Origin of the sequence: Lentzea xerophila (genome assembly GCF_051094245.1) — a bacterium.
GTDB classification, from domain to species: Bacteria; Actinomycetota; Actinomycetes; order Mycobacteriales; family Pseudonocardiaceae; genus Lentzea; species Lentzea xerophila.
Map to the genome: position 1 here is coordinate 7,176,358 of NZ_CP194934.1, position 17,490 is coordinate 7,193,847.

At 65.2% G+C, this 17,490-nt stretch carries 13 protein-coding genes; 11 read left to right on the forward strand and 2 right to left on the reverse strand.

Translation table 11 applies throughout. The features are described 5' to 3' along the window. Positions 1-132: 132 nt before the first annotated feature. The 4 genes from ACRSBM_RS34240 to ACRSBM_RS34255 all read left to right on the forward strand — a co-directional run bounded on the left by ACRSBM_RS34240 (position 133) and on the right by ACRSBM_RS34255 (position 8,994). Positions 133-1,197 carry a hypothetical protein gene (locus tag ACRSBM_RS34240; RefSeq protein WP_434450074.1) on the forward strand — a complete coding sequence of 355 codons (1,065 nt, stop codon included), beginning with the start codon at positions 133-135 and terminating at the stop codon, positions 1,195-1,197. After that, a complete protein-coding gene (locus ACRSBM_RS34245; RefSeq protein ID WP_434450076.1) occupies positions 1,194-4,562 on the forward strand; it encodes a hypothetical protein in 3,369 nt (1,122 codons plus the stop codon). The genes ACRSBM_RS34240 and ACRSBM_RS34245 overlap by 4 nt, the downstream gene beginning before the upstream one ends. A 3-nt stretch (positions 4,563-4,565) precedes the next feature. Continuing rightward, complete coding sequence (locus ACRSBM_RS34250) at positions 4,566-7,295, forward strand: RNaseH domain-containing protein (RefSeq protein ID WP_434450077.1); 2,730 nt, start codon at positions 4,566-4,568, stop codon at positions 7,293-7,295. Positions 7,296-7,515: 220 nt separating this feature from the next. Further along, entirely contained in the window at positions 7,516-8,994 is a 1,479-nt protein-coding gene (locus tag ACRSBM_RS34255; RefSeq protein WP_434450079.1) for a hypothetical protein, read from the forward strand. A 70-nt stretch (positions 8,995-9,064) separates the two neighbouring features. On the opposite strand, the gene ACRSBM_RS34260 is transcribed toward ACRSBM_RS34255, so the two are convergent. Together ACRSBM_RS34260 and ACRSBM_RS34265 are read right to left on the reverse strand one after the other, a co-directional pair. Beyond that, a complete protein-coding gene (locus tag ACRSBM_RS34260) occupies positions 9,065-10,663 on the reverse strand; it encodes a recombinase family protein (RefSeq protein ID WP_434450081.1) in 1,599 nt (532 codons plus the stop codon). A gap of 230 nt (positions 10,664-10,893) precedes the next feature. Continuing rightward, the gene (locus ACRSBM_RS34265) at positions 10,894-11,310 is read right to left on the reverse strand and encodes a hypothetical protein (RefSeq protein WP_434450083.1); all 417 of its coding nucleotides are present in this window, start codon (positions 11,308-11,310) and stop codon (positions 10,894-10,896) included. A 488-nt stretch (positions 11,311-11,798) separates the two neighbouring features. Between ACRSBM_RS34265 and ACRSBM_RS34270 the strand changes: the two genes are divergently transcribed. From ACRSBM_RS34270 to ACRSBM_RS34300, 7 genes are all read left to right on the forward strand, one after another. Next, entirely contained in the window at positions 11,799-11,930 is a 132-nt protein-coding gene (locus ACRSBM_RS34270) for a hypothetical protein (RefSeq protein ID WP_434450085.1), read from the forward strand. A gap of 264 nt (positions 11,931-12,194) precedes the next feature. Beyond that, positions 12,195-13,622, forward strand: a complete 1,428-nt coding sequence (locus ACRSBM_RS34275; RefSeq protein WP_434450087.1) for a recombinase family protein — start codon at positions 12,195-12,197, stop codon at positions 13,620-13,622. Between the two features lie 248 nt (positions 13,623-13,870). Next, the gene (locus tag ACRSBM_RS34280; RefSeq protein WP_434450088.1) at positions 13,871-14,458 is read left to right on the forward strand and encodes a DUF6932 family protein; all 588 of its coding nucleotides are present in this window, start codon (positions 13,871-13,873) and stop codon (positions 14,456-14,458) included. Continuing rightward, on the forward strand, positions 14,455-15,345 hold the full coding sequence (locus ACRSBM_RS34285) for a hypothetical protein (RefSeq protein WP_434450090.1): 891 nt from the start codon (positions 14,455-14,457) through the stop codon (positions 15,343-15,345). The genes ACRSBM_RS34280 and ACRSBM_RS34285 overlap by 4 nt, the downstream gene beginning before the upstream one ends. A gap of 578 nt (positions 15,346-15,923) precedes the next feature. Next, the gene (locus ACRSBM_RS34290) at positions 15,924-16,124 is read left to right on the forward strand and encodes a hypothetical protein (RefSeq protein ID WP_434450092.1); all 201 of its coding nucleotides are present in this window, start codon (positions 15,924-15,926) and stop codon (positions 16,122-16,124) included. Positions 16,125-16,199: 75 nt separating this feature from the next. Continuing rightward, entirely contained in the window at positions 16,200-16,466 is a 267-nt protein-coding gene (locus ACRSBM_RS34295) for a hypothetical protein (RefSeq protein WP_434450093.1), read from the forward strand. A gap of 164 nt (positions 16,467-16,630) precedes the next feature. After that, on the forward strand, positions 16,631-16,765 hold the full coding sequence (locus ACRSBM_RS34300) for a hypothetical protein (protein WP_434450095.1): 135 nt from the start codon (positions 16,631-16,633) through the stop codon (positions 16,763-16,765). Positions 16,766-17,490 lie beyond the last annotated feature (725 nt).

Below are 17,490 nucleotides of genomic sequence, written 5' to 3' on the forward strand. Positions count from 1 at the left end.
GAGGCAGCTTTTTTGTCGGTGCTGCGGTCTATGTTGCCGCGCATGACGGAGCAGGCGTCTCTGAGCATGGGGGCGACCTCATCCTCCAGCGGGTTGGGGGGTTCGCCGCCCTGGCCCTCAGAGTGGGACACGGTGGTTGTCGGCATGGTGGCCAGCGGGCTGGTCGCGCTGTCGCAGAAGCTGGAGCGGCGGGGCACGTTCCCGGTGCCCTACCCCGTGGCGCTGCAGCGCGGGTTGGACCGGCTGAGCGCTATGGGCATGGTCGCCGGGGTCGAGGTGCCGCGCAGCGTGATGGACCTGGCTGCCTGGGCGCACCAACCTTTCTCGCGGTGGCCGTTCCGCCCGTCGGTCGAGGGGATGAACGGCGATGAGGTGCTGCTGGTGGGAGGCAAGCCGAGCAAGGCGTGCCTGGAGTGGGCGGTGATCAGCGGTGACGTCGAGGGAGAGATCCGGGAACGGCTGCTCATCCATGGTGTGCTGGACGTCTGCAAGGCCCACGACGACCGGGATGCCTACGTGAGGTTTCGCCGGCTGCTGGTGGAGCGGCCGGCGATGTCCGAACGCGACCTGATGCTGACCATGGCGAAACCGGGGTTCGCGTTGGTGGCCCAGCATCTGCGCGGCGCCTATCGCCCAGCTCCGGCCGAGGCGTTGGTCCATGGCGAGGCAGTGGTGTGTGGGGGTTGCGGACACCTGTGGATCGTGGACAGCGAGGGTGTTCGGCGATGTCACGAGTGGGACTGCCCCGCGCCGGACACGGTCAGAAAGCGGCTGCCGGCCTCGGAAGGGGTGGTCTGGCTGAGCCGGGAGCTGCGGATGTTCGTCTCAGGTCCCGGCCGGGCGGAGCTGCGGATCGCCAAGGCGCTGGAACGCGCGGGATTGACGGTCCGGTTGTGGCCTGACTTCGACGCGTGTGACGTGTTTCCGGTGCAGGTGCCGTGGGCGGCGGACGTGAAGTCCTGGACGAACCCGGTTCGGCTGGCCTGGCGGCTGACCGAGCGCCCGTTTCTGGTGCCGCGTGACGCGGAACGGGGGTTCATCGTGATCGCGAAGGAGCAGACGACCGGTCGCCCGGAGTACCTGCGGGCGCTGCGCAATCACTGCGCCTGGTTGAAGGGACAGTCCCGCGTCGAGGTGGTCTCCGAGAAGACCTACATCGACCGCGTGGTCCGTGAGGCCCGGAAGGGGCAGGTGTGAGGGACAGCAGGACGTGGAAGAAGGACGTCGGCAAGGCCCTGAAACGTGAATGGGACGCGCCCGAGGCATCCAGAGGCGTGCTACGGCTGGTCGACATCGAACTGGTCCTGTGTCTGGCCGAACATGTCGCGCCGGAACATTCTGTTGACGACGCGTGGGCGCTGCTCGGCGGCTACCCGTTCCTGCTGGCAGGCCAGGACTCTCTGCCCGCCGAGCACGAGACCATGATCGGTGTCGCCCGGCACCTGGTGCTGTGGTTCAAAGATCGCGACGACTGGCGTGCCGCGCTGCAGGAGTACGTCGGATTCCCCGAGACGATCCGCGGCTACGAGCTGGACCTGACACGCGGCTCGTCACGGCGCCGCTCCCCGTCAGTGTTGTCCGACCGGTTCGACTACTACGAGGACGTGCTGACCCATCCGCCGGCCGATGCCACAGGCACGACCACCGTCGCGGGGCCGGGACGGTACTTCAACCAGGCCCAGGGCGGGTCAAGCGTGACGATCCCGGACTGGTTCCCCGCCCAGCCGGCAGGGCACGGGCATGACGTGGTGGCGCGGCGGGACCGCGACGCGATCGAGATCGAGTGGTCGGACCTCACCGATGCCGCCCGGTGGGGCGACGCCCGTGAGAAGGAGCTCGGCTGGCCGGAGGAGTCGCGATCGAACTGGGTGGAGCGACTGGAGCGGGTGACCCTGGAGGTCCGCCAGGCCGACAACACCTTCTCTGCTTCCACCAGGCTCACCATCGCCGGGATCATGCACATGATCGGCATGGTTGGGGCAGGCAAGAGCACGTTGGTCGAGGCCCTCATCCTGTGGTGTCACCTGCACGACAAGCGGGTGTGCGTGGTGGCCGACAATGTCACCTCGGTGCTGCGCAAGACGGTGCACCTGCAGGCCCTCGGTGTCCGCGCGGCTCCGGTGCTGGGACAGTCCAACCGGGTGCAGCACCTGACCCGGCTGCACCGGCTGACCAGTCCTCGCGACGGCCGCATCGCCCCGACCGCGGACCGCATGTTCGACCTGACCAGTACCGCCTGTTCCCTCGACGGGCTGCGTGATCACGCCGCAACGCCGTGGGAAGTCCGGCACGCGCCGTGCCTGGGCTTGTTGCCCGACGACAGCGACGGGGCTGCGGACGGCAAGCCTGGTGTCCGGTCGTGCCCGGCGTGGCACGGCTGCCAGCGCCACGAGCCTTCCCGCGATCTCGTCGGCGCCACAGTGTGGGTCGCCACGACTGCCAGCCTGATCCACACGCCGGTGCCCCGGCAGCTCAACGACGAACGGCTGCGTTACCTGGAACTTGCCTGGCGGCGCAGTGACCTGATCATCGTGGACGAGGCCGACCAGGTGCAGGCCCAGCTGGACTCGGTGTTCAGCCCCGAGCAGCAGCTCATCGGCGAGGACTACGACGCCTGGCTGGACGAGGTGATCGACCGCACCAAGAAGACCATCCGCCAAGCCGGGCGCGAGCCGATGCACGAGCCGCTGGTGCGGCATTGGCTGGTGAACCTGGACAACGCCAACATCGCCGTGGACATCGTCTACTCGGCGCTGTCTCGCGATGGCGCACGCCCCCAGCCCGCGCTGTCGCGCCGGTGGCTGGACAAGGCCTACTTCACCGAGTGGACCCTGTCCCAGCAGCTCGCTCAGTCCTGGGCCGGCTTCGGACCGGCCAAGAGCAACAGCCATCATCCGGTCGAGGGCTGGGAGAGCGACCCGGTCTATCAACGACTGCGGCGCGCGTTCGACGGTCTGGTCGACGACCCGCTGGGGACGACGGACTCCCCCGACGCACTCACCCAGCGCATGGTCACGCTGACCGCGCAGATCCTGCGCGACGCCAACGAATCCATCCGGATGCGCCGGGTCACCGACTGGCTCGAAACCACGGTCAAAGACCTCGGCAACGAGGGACTGGCCCTCGTCATCGACGACCTCGAGCGTCAGGCCGTGCGGCTGGAGTTCACGCTCGCGGTCGCCGTCCTGGCCAAGTCGCTCGATCACGCGATGGACATGTTCCGCGCCATCGAGATGGAACTGGGTCTGGAGGGCACCAGCTCGGCGTTGTTCCACCGCGCCCCCGGCGACTACCAGCCGGTTGTCCCGGACTCTCCAATGGGCAACGTCCTGGGCTTCCAGTACCTCGATGACGACACCGACCGGCGTCGCGGCCGCGCGAAGATGGGACGGCTGCGATTCTTCCGCTGCAGCGGCATCGGCCGATGGGTGCTGCTGCACCTGCACGACCTGTTCCGCACCGACTCCGACCGAGGACCCAACGTGCTGCTGCTGTCAGGCACCAGCTGGGCCGGAACCTCGGCGCGCTACCACATCGACATCCCGGTCACCGCGATCCTCACCCCGCCGAAGAAGGAGCTGGCCGCCGTTCGCGGCAGCCGCTTCGAGTTCTTCCCCCTGTTCGCGGGTGACCACAGCGCCCCGATCAAGGTCTCGGGCAAGTTCGGCGAGCAACGCGAACTCGCGCTGCGGCAGATGGTCGCCGAACTGGCCGATCCCGGCCCCGGCAAAAGCATCCTCGAACAACACCGTGACTCCCTGCCGCCCAACCGGCAGCGCCTGCTGCTCTTGGTCGGCAGCTACGCCGAAGCCCGCCTGGTCGCACAGCACCTGGCCACCCTGCGCAGCAGCTGGCAGGACCAGATCTTGCACCTGGTCGCCGACGACGAGGAGTTCACCGACTCGTGGGACGGCGCCAACAGCCTGCGCCGCGGCGACGTGCACACCCTCGCGCGGACACAGGCCTGGATCCTGGTCGCGCCGCTGCTGGCCGTCGAGCGTGGTCACAACATCCTCAACGACGACAGCCAAGCCGCGATCGGCGCGGCCTACTTCCTTGTCCGGCCACATCCCCGGCCCGACGACCTCAGCTACGTCATTCAACGAGTCAACCGCTGGGCCACCCACCAGATCCGCACCGGCTTCCCCGCCGTGGAAGGACCGGACCGGGCCTCGCTCGGCCGGTGCGCCGCCGCGTTCCGCTCCGCTGGTCACCGCCAGTGGCGGTGGCTGCTCAACCTCAAACTCGCCTACAGCAACCTCCCTGTGCGCGAACGCGAAGCGCTGGCCTGGACGCAGCTGGTCACCATCTGGCAGGTCATCGGCCGGCTGGTCCGCGGTGGTGTCCCGGCGGAGGTGTACTTCTGCGACGCCGCCTTCGCTCCCAGCGCCGCACGCCGCTCGGAGAACGCCAGCGACGACGCCTCGCTGAGCCTGCTTATCGGGCTGCGCGATGTCCTCGCCCCGTACTTCGCCCCCGACAGCACCGACCCCGACACCTACCTCGTCGACGCCCTCTATGGCTGCCTGTACGAGGCTCTCGCCCAGCTCGAAGGACTGTGATCCATGCCCCCTAAGTCCAAGTTCCAGCAGCAGCAGCTGGCCGCCTTCCGGCTGCGCGCAGACAGGCCGTGGGAGCGTCGGCTGTACCTGCTGCGCTTTCCCGAGCACTGGAAGAAGCCGCTCACCACCCTGTCCAGGGCCCGCAGGGACGGCAGCGAGATCCGCTCGGTCCCCATCGTGCTGCTCAACGACGTGATCCGGGCGTTGGTGCCCGACGTCATCACCGTCGCCACGCGAGCGACGATCGGCGAACAAGCACCGTGGATCTACAGCGACATCGAGGTCGACACCGAGTCGCTGTTCGCCATCATCGCCGCCTGGGTCCGCGCCGTGTCCGGCGACCCCGCGAAGGCCGAGACGATCCTGAGCCGGCTGCACCACCTCGATCTCGCCTGGGAGCCGCTGGATCTCGACTTCGCCAGGCTCACCACAGGTTCCGGTGACGACGAGCTGCGCTCCGACGAGCTCTACAGGCTGCTTCCGCACGTCATCGCAGCCGAACTGAGCATCCCGGGACTGCGCCACCAACACCTCCAGCCTGAGAACCCGAAGCCCGGCACGCAGGACGGCGAGGATCCGGTGGTCGTGCAAGCAGTCTCGGAGTTCCGCCGGTGCCCGGCGCCTCAGGGTGCGTCCGTGATGAACTGGCCCCCGCACCAGATGCCCAACCGGCCACTGTCCTACTTGATCAACATCACCGCGCAGAGCCGGGCCTTTAGCACCGAACCGTTGGTACATCTGTCCATCGGTACGCGCCGGTGGGCGCACAAGGACTCCACGCTCAGCTTCAACCGCGACCATAACGTCTACATGCTGCCCTCTCTGCCGTGGCTGCCCGGCCTGGTCCACTCCCGCAGCTTCCTCATCGCGGCAATCGAGTCGTGGAAAAAGCCCGCACCTGACACAGACATGGGATTCGAGTACTCCGCCCGCTGGGCAGGGGGCAAAATCGGGCGGATCCTGCGGGAACTCGGCCTCGACGAGCGACTCCCGGACCCCGAGCAGCTCAAGAAGACACCCGCCGCACGCCTCGACGCCGCCGACGCGGCGGCGTTGGTCTTCCGCAACGGCATGTACTCCTTCGACCATCCCGTCGCACCCGGTACCTCGCTGGCCGACAAGGTCCCGCTGGTCGACTGGGTCACCGACACCCTCGCCGAGCACCTCGTACCGGTCGAGCCCATGCCCAGAGGCACGACGATCATCCTCGACTCCGGAAAGCTCAAAGAGGCCAAGTTCGCCGCCTCAGACGCCGCCCAATTGCGGGCCGCGATCGCGGACGCGGTCGGCGGCACCGTCGGTATCGACATCTTCTACGACACCGGACACACCAAGAACTACGCCCGAGCGACCCTGGCACGGCTCCTCGGAATCGAGGTACCCGAGGACACCGACCACGTCACCGGGAAACCCGACATCATCGTCACCGAGGAACTCACCATCCTGGCCACCGTGAGGCCGGTCGGAGAATGGGGCGGTGGCCTGGCCGGCGACGAGACCATCACCAACAACAAAGACCGGCTGCAGGCCGCGGTCACCAGCCGAATGGACAAGATCGGCGAAGCGCTCGGAGACGCCGAAGCGCCGACCATCTCGCTGGTGGAGATCAAGGGGAAGAAGTCCTACGCGGGCAAGCAGCGTGCGGCCGACCCGAAGTTCGCGATCAAGGTCGGTCTGTCCCGCACGGGCCGGCTGGCGCAGTGCGTGACCGAGGCACCTGAGCCCAAACCCTCCGAGGACGGGAACGAGGGATCAGGTTCAGACTCCAGCCTGGAGAAGATGGTCAACAGTTGGTACGACCTGCTGCGGCAGCTCGGTGTCCGCACCGCCGATCTTCCCGTTACGCACGAAGGAACCAGCATCACCGAAGCACCGGCCTATCTGGCGTTCTGGCTCATCCGTCAGAACCAGCGTGGCTGGGAAGGCATCACCCGGCAGGTTCCTGTCGCCGTCCTGATCGACCCGACCGGGCGGACGATCCAGGCGTGTGCGCCCAACGTCGCCTGGATGCCTCTGCACCGCGCTCAGCATGAGATCAGCCGGCACCACATGCTGACCGACCAGAAACGCACGCCTGAAGAGATCACGCGGTTCTTCGAACGGGTCCTGCGCAGCGTCGCCCGCCAGTACCCGTCACTGCTGCTGCTCACCTGCGCCCAGAACCTGCGGTGGGGTTGGCCCCACCTCAACAACCCCGACCTGGGCATCGACACCGTCAAGTTCGGACAGCAGCCCCAAGACATCACCCGGTATCCAGGGCTGCGGCACGTCCGCGTACGCACCACTGACCGTGACGAGGTACCCGACTCCTACGCGGTCAACAGCAAAGAAGAAGGCCACGCCCCGGGCTACTGGACCGCCGACGACCGGATCTACTTCAGCACCGGCGAGAAGCCGGTCAGCGCCAGCAAGGCCGTCAAGAGCGCGTCCATGGTCGTCTCCCGATGGAAGAAGGGAGAACTGATCAACGCCAGCACCAAGGCGATGGTCTGGAACGCTCGCGCTCTCGAACTCACCGTCGCGGCCATCCAGCCCGACGACAGCCCTGAGGACTGGGCCGCCCTCGCCCACGACCTTCGCTGGGCGACGCCCCACTACAACTACGCCGTGTCCCAGCCATGGCCGTTGATGGTCGCCAAGCAGCTGGCCCAGTACGTCATGCCAGTGGAGCTGCTGCAAGAAATCGAAGATGAGGACGAGACACCGTCCGAATTGGACGACAGCGCCGAGTGACAAGCGTAGAGGTGTGCGCCTTGAATGGGCTGAACGCTGTCGCAGAACTGCGACAGCGTTCAGCCTACGACTAGATGACTCGCCCAGCCTGACCGTTCAACCCGCCGGGCCAGCCCCCGGTTCAAACGGCGGACACGTCATCGGCCAGAGCGACTCGCGGGCGGACTTCACCACCGATGCGGAGGCAAACTGTCGGTGGCTCGTGAGACGCTGCCATACCGTGAAGCAAGCTGACCTCCTTGTAGGGAACGAGTACGCCTATCCGACGTACAAGCCGTATGACGCCGCGCCTGTAGCGGCCCGTGTCCGCGTGGTCTCCGTCGACGGGCGCGGCAAGGTGACCGTGCAGGTGATGGATCCAGGCGCGAAGCCTCCCAAGAACGCGTGGGGAGCCCGTCTGGTCAAGCGCAACGCGCAGCAACAGGTCGCCACGCGCGACATTGCCTGCCCATGGGAAGAATGGCCCGAGCGCGCCGCCTCCATCGGTGCCGAACTAAAAGCGCGGGTCGCGAAGCAGCGATCGTGGTTCGACGAACTCGAGCAGAGCCGTGCCGATCGCGTGATCGTTGATGCTGGGCGTGTCTTGCCCGAGGAGTACGACGACGAGCTCACGAGAGCGGACACAGAAGCCGAGGAACGTGGCACGCTCACCACGGCTTACATCAAGGCACGCGGACTCGGTGAGTTCGTGACTCTCGATGAGCTGAGGCCGCTGCTGGTGGATCTCCCGGTCCCCGTGCTGCGCGACATACTCGCTTCCGACATACGCCGACGGTCCGGAACACCAGGCACTGTCGCGTCGGTCTTCACACGGTCGGCAGAGCTTCTCGAGGTCGCTCGTATCGCGTCGATGGATCGGCACCGCAACGCGGGCGCTGAGATCCCTCAACCCGGCGGCCTGCTCGGGGAACACGAAGTGGCGTTCGTCAACACGATCCTCGAGGGCATCGCCGCCTCTGGTGGTGAGCTTCTACTACCTCCGGTACCTGCCTTGCCAGACTGGGTTGACGAGGACATGCGCACCATCGCGCCCTTGTTCGGCTGGCTGCGAGTGGCCGTGGCCGACACCAGTGGCGAGATGCTGCACTCACCGGGGTGCACAGTGGTGCGATCGCGTCCCATTCTTCTCGGCGACCATGTGCCGTGGTGGCTGGTGCTGCTCGAGAGCCCACGGCGGCTGTGCAGCAAGTGCGACGGCCCCTCGGTGCGCGACCTTGTACCGATGGCCGGCTTCGTCGCCGCCGTAGACGTATGGCATGCCCGCGGAGGCGACCGGATCGAACAATGGCAGCAGGCTGCCTTTCAGCGTCTGATCGCGGCGACCATGACCGCCCGCACTCAAGCGCTGGAGCCAGACATCACTCTCGCCTGGCGGATCACTGCGGCTCTGGCGGAAGAGCCACCTGGCCACGATGGCTGGGCAGCCTATGCCCTCGTGACAGTGACGGCCTGGAACCGGCTCAACGAGGCGATTGACCGGCTAACACCCGTCCAGCAGGAAGCGGCACGTGTGCTCGCACGTGAACGGCTGACCACACTCGAGGCGGCGCTGCCGTCATCGCAGCGGTTGTTGCCGTTGCCTCGGGCGGTCGATGTCCAAGTGCTGCGCGAGCGGTACAGGGATCTCAAGCGACGTCTCAAAGACACAGTGCCGCAACTGGATCGGCTCTTGTTCACACTTCCAGGCGCGGACAGCTAGATTCCCGACGCCAACGAGCGCCCACAACCGCATAGTGGACTCGGCTACCGGTCAGCATATGGATCATTGATCATGTCAAGGTCGGTATCTGGATACTGATGGTCGCGCGATCGCTGTAGTCGTGCAGCCGGACGTTGAGCTGAATGATGCCGAACAGCCTGTGCAGCAAGGGCGCCGGAGCGCGTACAAGATGGTCGCCGAGCCCGGCCAGGCGTTCGCCCAGCACCGAGACATCCTGGTCTCGCAGGGATTGTTGGCCAGCGGCGGCCTCGGAACGGGCGACCTCGGCGGATACGGTCGTCTTCTGGGCCTCCAAGTCGTTGTAGCTGCTGCGGAGCGCGGCCGTGAAGGGATCATCGGGCATGCCGTTGCGGGCCTGATGGATGAGGTTCTGTTGCTGGCGCTCCAGAGCTGTCAGACAACGTCGCCACCGCTCCTGCTCTGTGACGGCTCCGTGCGCGTTGTTCCGGTCACCGTCGCCCCCAACGGCGTGCAAGAGCATGGCGAGCTCGGGGCTGAAAAGGTGCGCGGCGAGCAGGGACGCGGTTGCGCTCAAGATCGCTTCTTCGCGGATGTACACCGCTTCGATGCCTGGCGGGTGCAGACCGGTCCGTCCTCGGTTGTTGTTGCGGGGCCAGCAGGTGTAGTAGACGAGTTCACGCCGCTGGTTGCCGTACATCCTTCGACCGCAGCTGCAGAACACCATGCCGCGCAGGGCATACGTGCGCTTGGCCTTCGGGTGCGAGGAGAGCGTGGATCCGGAGCGTGAGCCCTGGTTGGCCTTGCTGGATGCCGAGATCTCGTCGAACATCCATTTCGGGATGAGGGGCTCGTGCGCGGGTTCGTTCGACCACACCCAATGACTGGGCGGGTTGCTCTTTCCTTGCTTGGATCGCGTCGCCCGGCGGTTGAACACCTGGTAGCCGGTGTACTTCGGGTTGGACAGGACAGCGCAGACGCTGGACTTGCTCCACGAACCGCGAGCACGCGCCTTGTTCGGAGGCTCCGGCGGTGGGTAGGTGGCCAGATCTGCGTTGAGCCGGTCGGCGATAACTCCGTAACCGAGTCCTTCGTAGTACCGCCAGGTCGCGATCTGCGTGACTGTCGCGGCCCGCGCATCGTCCGGCTCCAGCCGGGTCTTGGTCATCCCCTTCTCCGCCTTAGTCGGGTTGGGGTGACGGTAGGTCTTGCCCTTGTAGCCGTAGAGCGGTTTGCCGATGTTCCAGCCCTCGCGGACGTGCGTGCACAGACCGCCCCAGGACTGTTCCAGAGTGTTGAGCACTTCGTACTCGGCTACGGCCTGATTGATCCGGCGTTGCAGCACCAGCTGTGCCCTGCCGCCGTCGAGCTTGATCGGCTCGTTCCATGCGAACAAGGGCACCCCGCCCTTGTCCAGCGTCCGCTCGACTGACAAGCCCTCGTACATCCGGCGAGCGACACGTGCGGTGGACTCACAGATCACCACATCAAAACGCCGACTGGAGTGCTGTGACTCGTCGAGAAGATCGGCGATACCCCCATCGCGCGCGATCGGGATGTCGAACCTGTCGTAGCCGACACCATGACCTCGTTGATCGAGCTCCATGCGACCGGACTCGACGTCGTAGAAGTGGCACACGATCACCCACGCCGCCGGCACCGCCCCGCGGCAGCGTTCCAGTTGCCGCATAAGCGACTGTCGCGGATCTTGTCGATTGTGGGTAGATGTCCTGCCCAGCCACGCGACTCGGACTTCACCAAACAGCAAGGAAAGAGGCATCCCGAACGGCGACACCGCCAGGTCCGACAATCCAGACGCTCCAGGACCCGAAGGCACCGAGGCCCCTCGGCCAGCCGTGACGCCGAACGGCAAGACCAGTGCAGTGCCACTTGGCACGTCCGCCGAGCTGCGCGACATTGTCATGCCCACCGTTCCGCGCCGTCGCCAGCCTGCGTCCTCCGCTCCGCGTGATGAAGCAGCTCGCGCACCACCGCAATAAGCTCCAGACGCCGACGTTCACCTTCGGCGCCTCCGATCCGGCTTACCTGACTGGAGAACAGGTTGCGGCCGCCGGAGCGCGCGCCCTCCCACAGGTAAGACCAGCCCGCTTCGACATGCTCGACGTCAGCACGATCCGCATCACCACGGGCAAGTTCGCGCTCGGAGATCAAGTCCAGCTGTACACCTAAGTGCTCATCCATCAGTATCCGGTGCTTCCTTGTCGTGAGTCCGCCGTGCGTCAACAGGTCCCACGAGATCGTCACGCGCAGTGGATTTGACGAGACAACGCCCTTGATCGTCTCTTGAAGAACATCTGCCACGAACACAGCATCCACTTCGACACCGAGAGGAACGCCATCTGAAGCGTAGGGCGTGTGACAGCCGGGGCGAGAAGCTACCGCACAAGGCCGCTTCCACGGGTTGCCCGCCAGGTTCGCCACCCGATCGAGCGAACCTGTGTTAGGCAACATGCAGCAGACAGATGACCGCTCGCCATTACTGCCGCCTTACTGGACAACCGCGACGCTCAAGAGGACGTCGTGGCTGGCGGGCGATGTCGCACATCGTGGTGTCGCGGCGACGTAGAGGCGTGACCGCCGTAGAACTCACCTCTCGTTCTCGCTCACGCCGTGCCCCAGAAACGTCACTTCCGGCCCGCGCGGCCAGAGCACTGTAAACGGGCGGTGTGACTCCCGATCATGGCGCCATGCCCCGACAGACACCTGACCATGACGGCCATCCCCGCGGAGCGCACGTCAAGGGTGATGACGCCATGACGCCACCGGTTCACCGCACACGATCATCTGTACAGAACATCTGGCGCGTGGAGCGGATCGACACGGGACCGATGACCGCTCAGCAGTACAACCTTGCCGTCTCCACTCTGGCCACGCTTATCACCCGATGGCGCGCCAACCAAGAAAATCTGAAAGAAACCCGCGAAGAGTTCGCATAGAACAGCGGATCTCAACTTCCTATCCAGTATTTGAAGAGCAGCAATAGGAACAAGCATCAAGGCCCCGATGAACTGCGAATCTAGTTTTTCAGCATTTCCCAGCCATCGCACGCATAACTACAGCAGCTCAAAAGACTACTGCGGTTATGCGTGCGGAAATATCGACAGAGAGGACGAATCATGGCGCGATCATCGGCCACGCGGCGTGCCAGGAAAGCCGCGATGACGACGACACTCGGCGACGACGTACGGGTGGGGATCTACGTGCGGCGCTCCACCGACGACGAGCACCAGCCCTACTCCATCGAAGCCCAGGACGCGCGCCTACAGGCTTACATCGACTCGCAGCCGGGCTGGCGCCTGGTCACACGGTTCCCCGACGACGCCTCCGGCGCCACCACTGAACGACCTGGGCTCCAACGCGCGCTCACGGCCGCCCATTCCGGCCTGATCGACGTGCTGCTCGTCTACCGGGTGGACCGCTTCTCACGCAACCTGCGCGACATGGTCATGCTGCTCGACGAACTCGACTCCGCCCAGGTGGTGTTCCGCAGCGCCACCGAACCGTTCGACACCTCCACCCCCATGGGTCGCATGCTCGTGCAGATGCTCGGCATGTTCGCCCAGTTCGAACGCGACACCATCATCGATCGCGTCATCGCCGGCATGGAACGCAAACACGCCAAAGGAAAGTGGAAAGGCGGCCGGCGCCCCTTCGGCTACCAGGTCGACAAGACCACCCACACCCTCGTCGTCGACGAGCACGAAGCCGTGATCGTGCGGCTGATCTTCGGCCTCTACACCACCGACCGCCTCGGCTCCCGCGCCATCGCCACAGTGCTCAACGACCGGGGCCACCGCACCAGCTCGGGCGGCAAGTGGTCCGGCTACCAAGTCATCCGCGCCCTGAACAATCGCGTCTACCTGGGAGAGCTGACCTTCCGGGAAGCCACCGTGACCGACACCCACGCACCAGTCATCGACCTCACGATGTGGGGGCAAGCCCAGGCCATCCTCGACGCCCGCAGCGAATCCCACGCCCACCGTGCCGCATCAGGCTCCGACTACATCCTCACCGGCCGCCTCCGCTGCCCCCAATGCGGCAAAGCCATGATCGGTACCCGCGCCACCGGCCGCAACAAGACCTACCGCTACTACACCTGCTGGAACCTCGCCCGCTACGACGCCAGCAAATGCGACTTCCGTCGGCTCAACGCCGACGCCGTCGACACGGCCATTCTGGACGCGATGACTAGCTTCTACCGCGACCGTCATGACCTCATCGCCGACGCCATCGCCCACCAGCAGAAGCAGCACCAGGCAGCCAACGCCGACCGACACGCCGAACTGGCCGCCGTCGACAACGAGATCGCCAAGACCGGACAGTCCATCGACCGCTACCTGATCGCGTTCGAGCGCGGCACCATGGACGAGGAACTCGTCGCCGACCGGCTCACCGGACTCCGCGTCAAGACCACACAACTCCGCACCCGCCGCGACGCACTGGGCATCGCTCTCGACGACCAGCCCGCAGCACCCGAACCCGCCACCCTCTCGGCAGTGGCCGACCACATCGCCGAGATCATCACCAGCGGCACCCACAATCAGACCAAGGCACTCGTCGAAGCCCTGGTCGCCAGCGTGAAGATCGCCGGTCCTGGCTGGCTCGTCCCGGTTTTCCGCATCCCCTAACCCCTGTTCCGTACCTGGTTTGATGGAGACCTCCGGAGAACCCAGGGCACACCACCATCAAGCCTGGATGATGAGGACTGATGGCCCTACCGAAGAAATATCCAGACGAGCTGCGTGAGCGGGCGACCCGGATGGCCAAGTCGGCATCGTTATCGCTACGGGATGTGACCGTGCTGCGACTATGCGGTGACCAGGCGTAACAGGCAGTCCCTTGATCACGATGGATCAATACGACGTGAAGGAGTGGCGTGTCGATCCATCCCTTTCTGGAAGATCAAGAGCACCTTCCGCCAGGAAGGTTTCGTCTCTCATGGGACGAGGCGAGGGAGCTGCTGGTCGACAACCCACTGTTTGCCGGCTCGCAGTCTCGGTCCGAGTTGTGGCGTGGCCTCACCAGGTACATCGCTCGGTTCTTTGAACTGCAAGATCGGTACGAGGATCTGCTGGATGGTCGGCAGCTCGCTCTGTTCGTCTGGATTGGCGGCAGCTTCGCCAGTAAAAAGGTGGACCCACGTCAGCTTGACCTGTCGATCGCCATCGACGTCTTGGCGCGCCGGGCTCTGGCCAAGCAGCCTGGTGTCGGCTGGCTCAATGAGGCCACCAACCGATCACACTGCGTGAAGAACTACGGAGTGTCGCCAATCGAAATCCCGTTCGTGGTGGTCCCTAGTCCGTTCAGGTCGGACCAACTTGGACTAGACGAACAAAGCTACCTGCGGGAACGCGGTGCATGGGATGATTGGTGGCAACGTATCCGGACGCCAGGTGTGGTGAACTGCCCTCCTTCGGAGGAGACTGCGGGAACGGCACGGGGCTATCTGGAGGTGACGCTATGACCGGAGCATGGCGCCAGCGCCTCTCGGTGGAAGACCGCGAGGAACTTGACTCGTGGTGGACGACAGTGTCGGCGGACACGCCTCCCACAGAACTGGAACTAGAGGAGGCCGCACGCCGCAACGGGCTCGAAGCCCGACGCGTCTACGACGAGTCGGCAACGCTCGACGAGGAACTCCACGTGCGCCTGCAAGGCCCTCTTGAGGAGGGAGAGCTTCCTTTTGAGCTGGGCCAAGAGCTCTTCAAGCCGCTCCGCGACAGTGTGAACGCAGCCACCAGTGCTCACGTCGACCTCGCGTTAGCAGGCGTGTTGGCCGGAAGCACGATCCTTCGGATCAAGGCGACAGCCCCACTGCCGGAGGACTCCCAGGCGTCGTTGATCTCCCCCGATGCCGTGTCGGCCTCCGATCAGGCAGTTCGCACCCTGCTTGATGTCCTCGCCGAGGCCGAGGCCGAGGGCGACCCGAGAGGCTGGCCTGCTGCGCTACGGTCGAAGTTGCCCAAGCTGGCCGACGTGCTCTACGAGCACAACCTGACTGCTGAGTTCACCTGGCTCGCCAGCAGCGGAGCGATGCGGCGCACGCGACTGTCTTCGCGTGGGCAAGCATTCGTTAGGCAGCTTCGCGAGTACACCGAGCAGAAGCGAACGGTTGAGCTTGCCGGCACAGTCACGGGACTTCGCCAAGCGGGCTGGATGGTCGTCAGCCCTGAACGTGGCCCCGATGTAAGCGTCAAGATAGAACCGAAGACCTTGGCGGCCCTACGGCTGACACTGTGGCAGCAAGTGCACCTTGAAGTCGAAGTTACCGCTCGAATCAACAGTGCAGGCGATGAGATGACCTCGCATTACCAGTTCCAGCGCGCGCTGCCCGCGAAGAGCGATGTTTAGCCTGGTGCTCGTACTGGCTTGTGTTGACTCGAGTAGCTGAGCACGCGTTCCGTTGGGGTGTCGTCGCTCTGCCGCGCATCGATATGCCGCCTGCCGCGAGGTGTCGCTGTTCAGAGGGCACCATAGGCAGGCGTTGATGGCATCCGGCGCCAAGGCACGCGCCGCTGTGGAGCAGGTGAGGGAAAACCAACACGCGTCGCCGGTGAGGCCGTGATCCTGTCGAGCGCTGCGTGCCCAAGTCGCTTGTTGGATGAGCCAGCGTGGCGTCTGAGGCCTCACCGCTGTGGCCGCAGACGCGACCGCGCCTGGGTAAGTACCGGCGCGTCGGAAGCTCAGAGCCTCCGCAGCGTGGCGGGGATGATGGTTGTGCTGTCGTCATAGGCGACTTGGCCAATCACTCCGACATGTGATCTCGTCGCCGAGGTGTGGCTCGCCGACGTCACCGCCCCGCTCACCGAACTCGAGATCGCCTGCCAGGTTCCGACACTGACTCCGACGCTCGGTGACCAGCGGCCGCACGTGCGCGGCCGGATCCGCGAGTGCCGCCACTGTGACAACAAAGGACACAGAGGAATCCGATGACCGGCACACACCATCTGTACTCCCGCGGCTTCGGCGCCAACGCCGAACTGTCCGCCGACACCACCCGAGAGAACATCACTGTCCACGTACACGAACCCAGCGATCAGCCGGAGATCCTCGGCCGCCGCCTCGTTAGCGTCTCCCCCTCCCGCTTCGACGCCGACCGGTACGTCGCCGAGGTATCCCACGATCTCTGAACCCACTGCCACGCCCAGTCGCCGATCCGCAGGAGCCGCAACACCGTGACCACCCCGCCCGTAAGCACTTTGCCCGTGAGCACTCCGCCCAACGCCATGCCTCTGGCCCGCAACGCCGTCTACCGAGCCGGCCGCCGCGATCGATCGTCCTGGCAGGCCACCGCGCCCGTACTCGACGCGGCAGGCGAACTGCTCAAAGCCTGGTGCGTCACCGCGGACCAGCACGGCGTCAACACGGCCATCTTCTCCCCGGCCAGCGAGTGGGTCGACAGCTTGGCCGTCATCGCACTGGAGATGACCTGCCGCAACGCACGCGAGCATCGCCCTGTCACACCCGAGTAGGCCGTCTCGCTGCTCGACACCGTCGTCACGCGACTGGCCGAGCGCGGGATCAGCACCCAGCGGCGCGGCCTGCATGTCCCGTTTCCCCGCGCCGACACCGTTCCCGAGCACGGCACGTCCAGGCCGGTCCCGCTTGCATCACTATCGCCCTTGGACACGGCTGGATGCTGGTGAACGACGACCCCGCCGCTTCGCTGCTCGTCGAGATCACCGGCCGCTGCGACGAGGCCGGGATCGACGCACTGCTCGACCTTACCCACCTCATCGACGAAGGCATCTACGGCGACACCTTCCACTGATCCACGCTGCCGCGGGTAGGCCCGGAACACGAATCAACCCGATTTTCGAACGGCTCGCGTAGGGGCCCAGTGAACGGTGATGAGCGGGCGGCCCAACACCTGGCTCTGAGCCGTGCTGTCTACAGCGGTCGTTGCGGTCACAGCGCACAACACCTATTAGGCACGCTCCCTATGATGATCCGATCGAGCAGCGCAGCAGAAGAGGAGGCCAGTGAGCGAGCTCAACGTACAGCTCCGAATCCTGGCTACCGCTCCTTCTTGCCTACTGAACGGGCTCGTGGACCAGTGGATTTCGGCCAACGAGATCATGGTCGTCAAAAAAAGACCATCAGATCGAGATTGGTCTAGTTAGAAATTTTGAGTCCACTCGCTGGAAGAGGGCGAAGTCACGTCCCTACCAGCCATAAACGTCGGGTGAACATCGTTTATCGGCACGCATTGGTCCACTCGGCCATCCTCCTTGATTGAACGATCATCCGCCTGCCACGTTGATCGCAGTCGCGCAAAAAGCGACCCTGCCGGGATGATCGCGATCGCGAGCGCCACGGTCGTCCAGCTCTCCCTCAATCCAAGTGCACACACTTCTGGCGAACAGCCCTGCACACAGTTTCGCCACTCGATCGAGGGATCTACCGAAGGACGGGCAGCCCTTCCTTCATCGCCCAGGAAGGCAGAAGTTCTACCTTCGCGCCAGCTTCGCCGCGCATGGCCTCGGCACCAAGCCT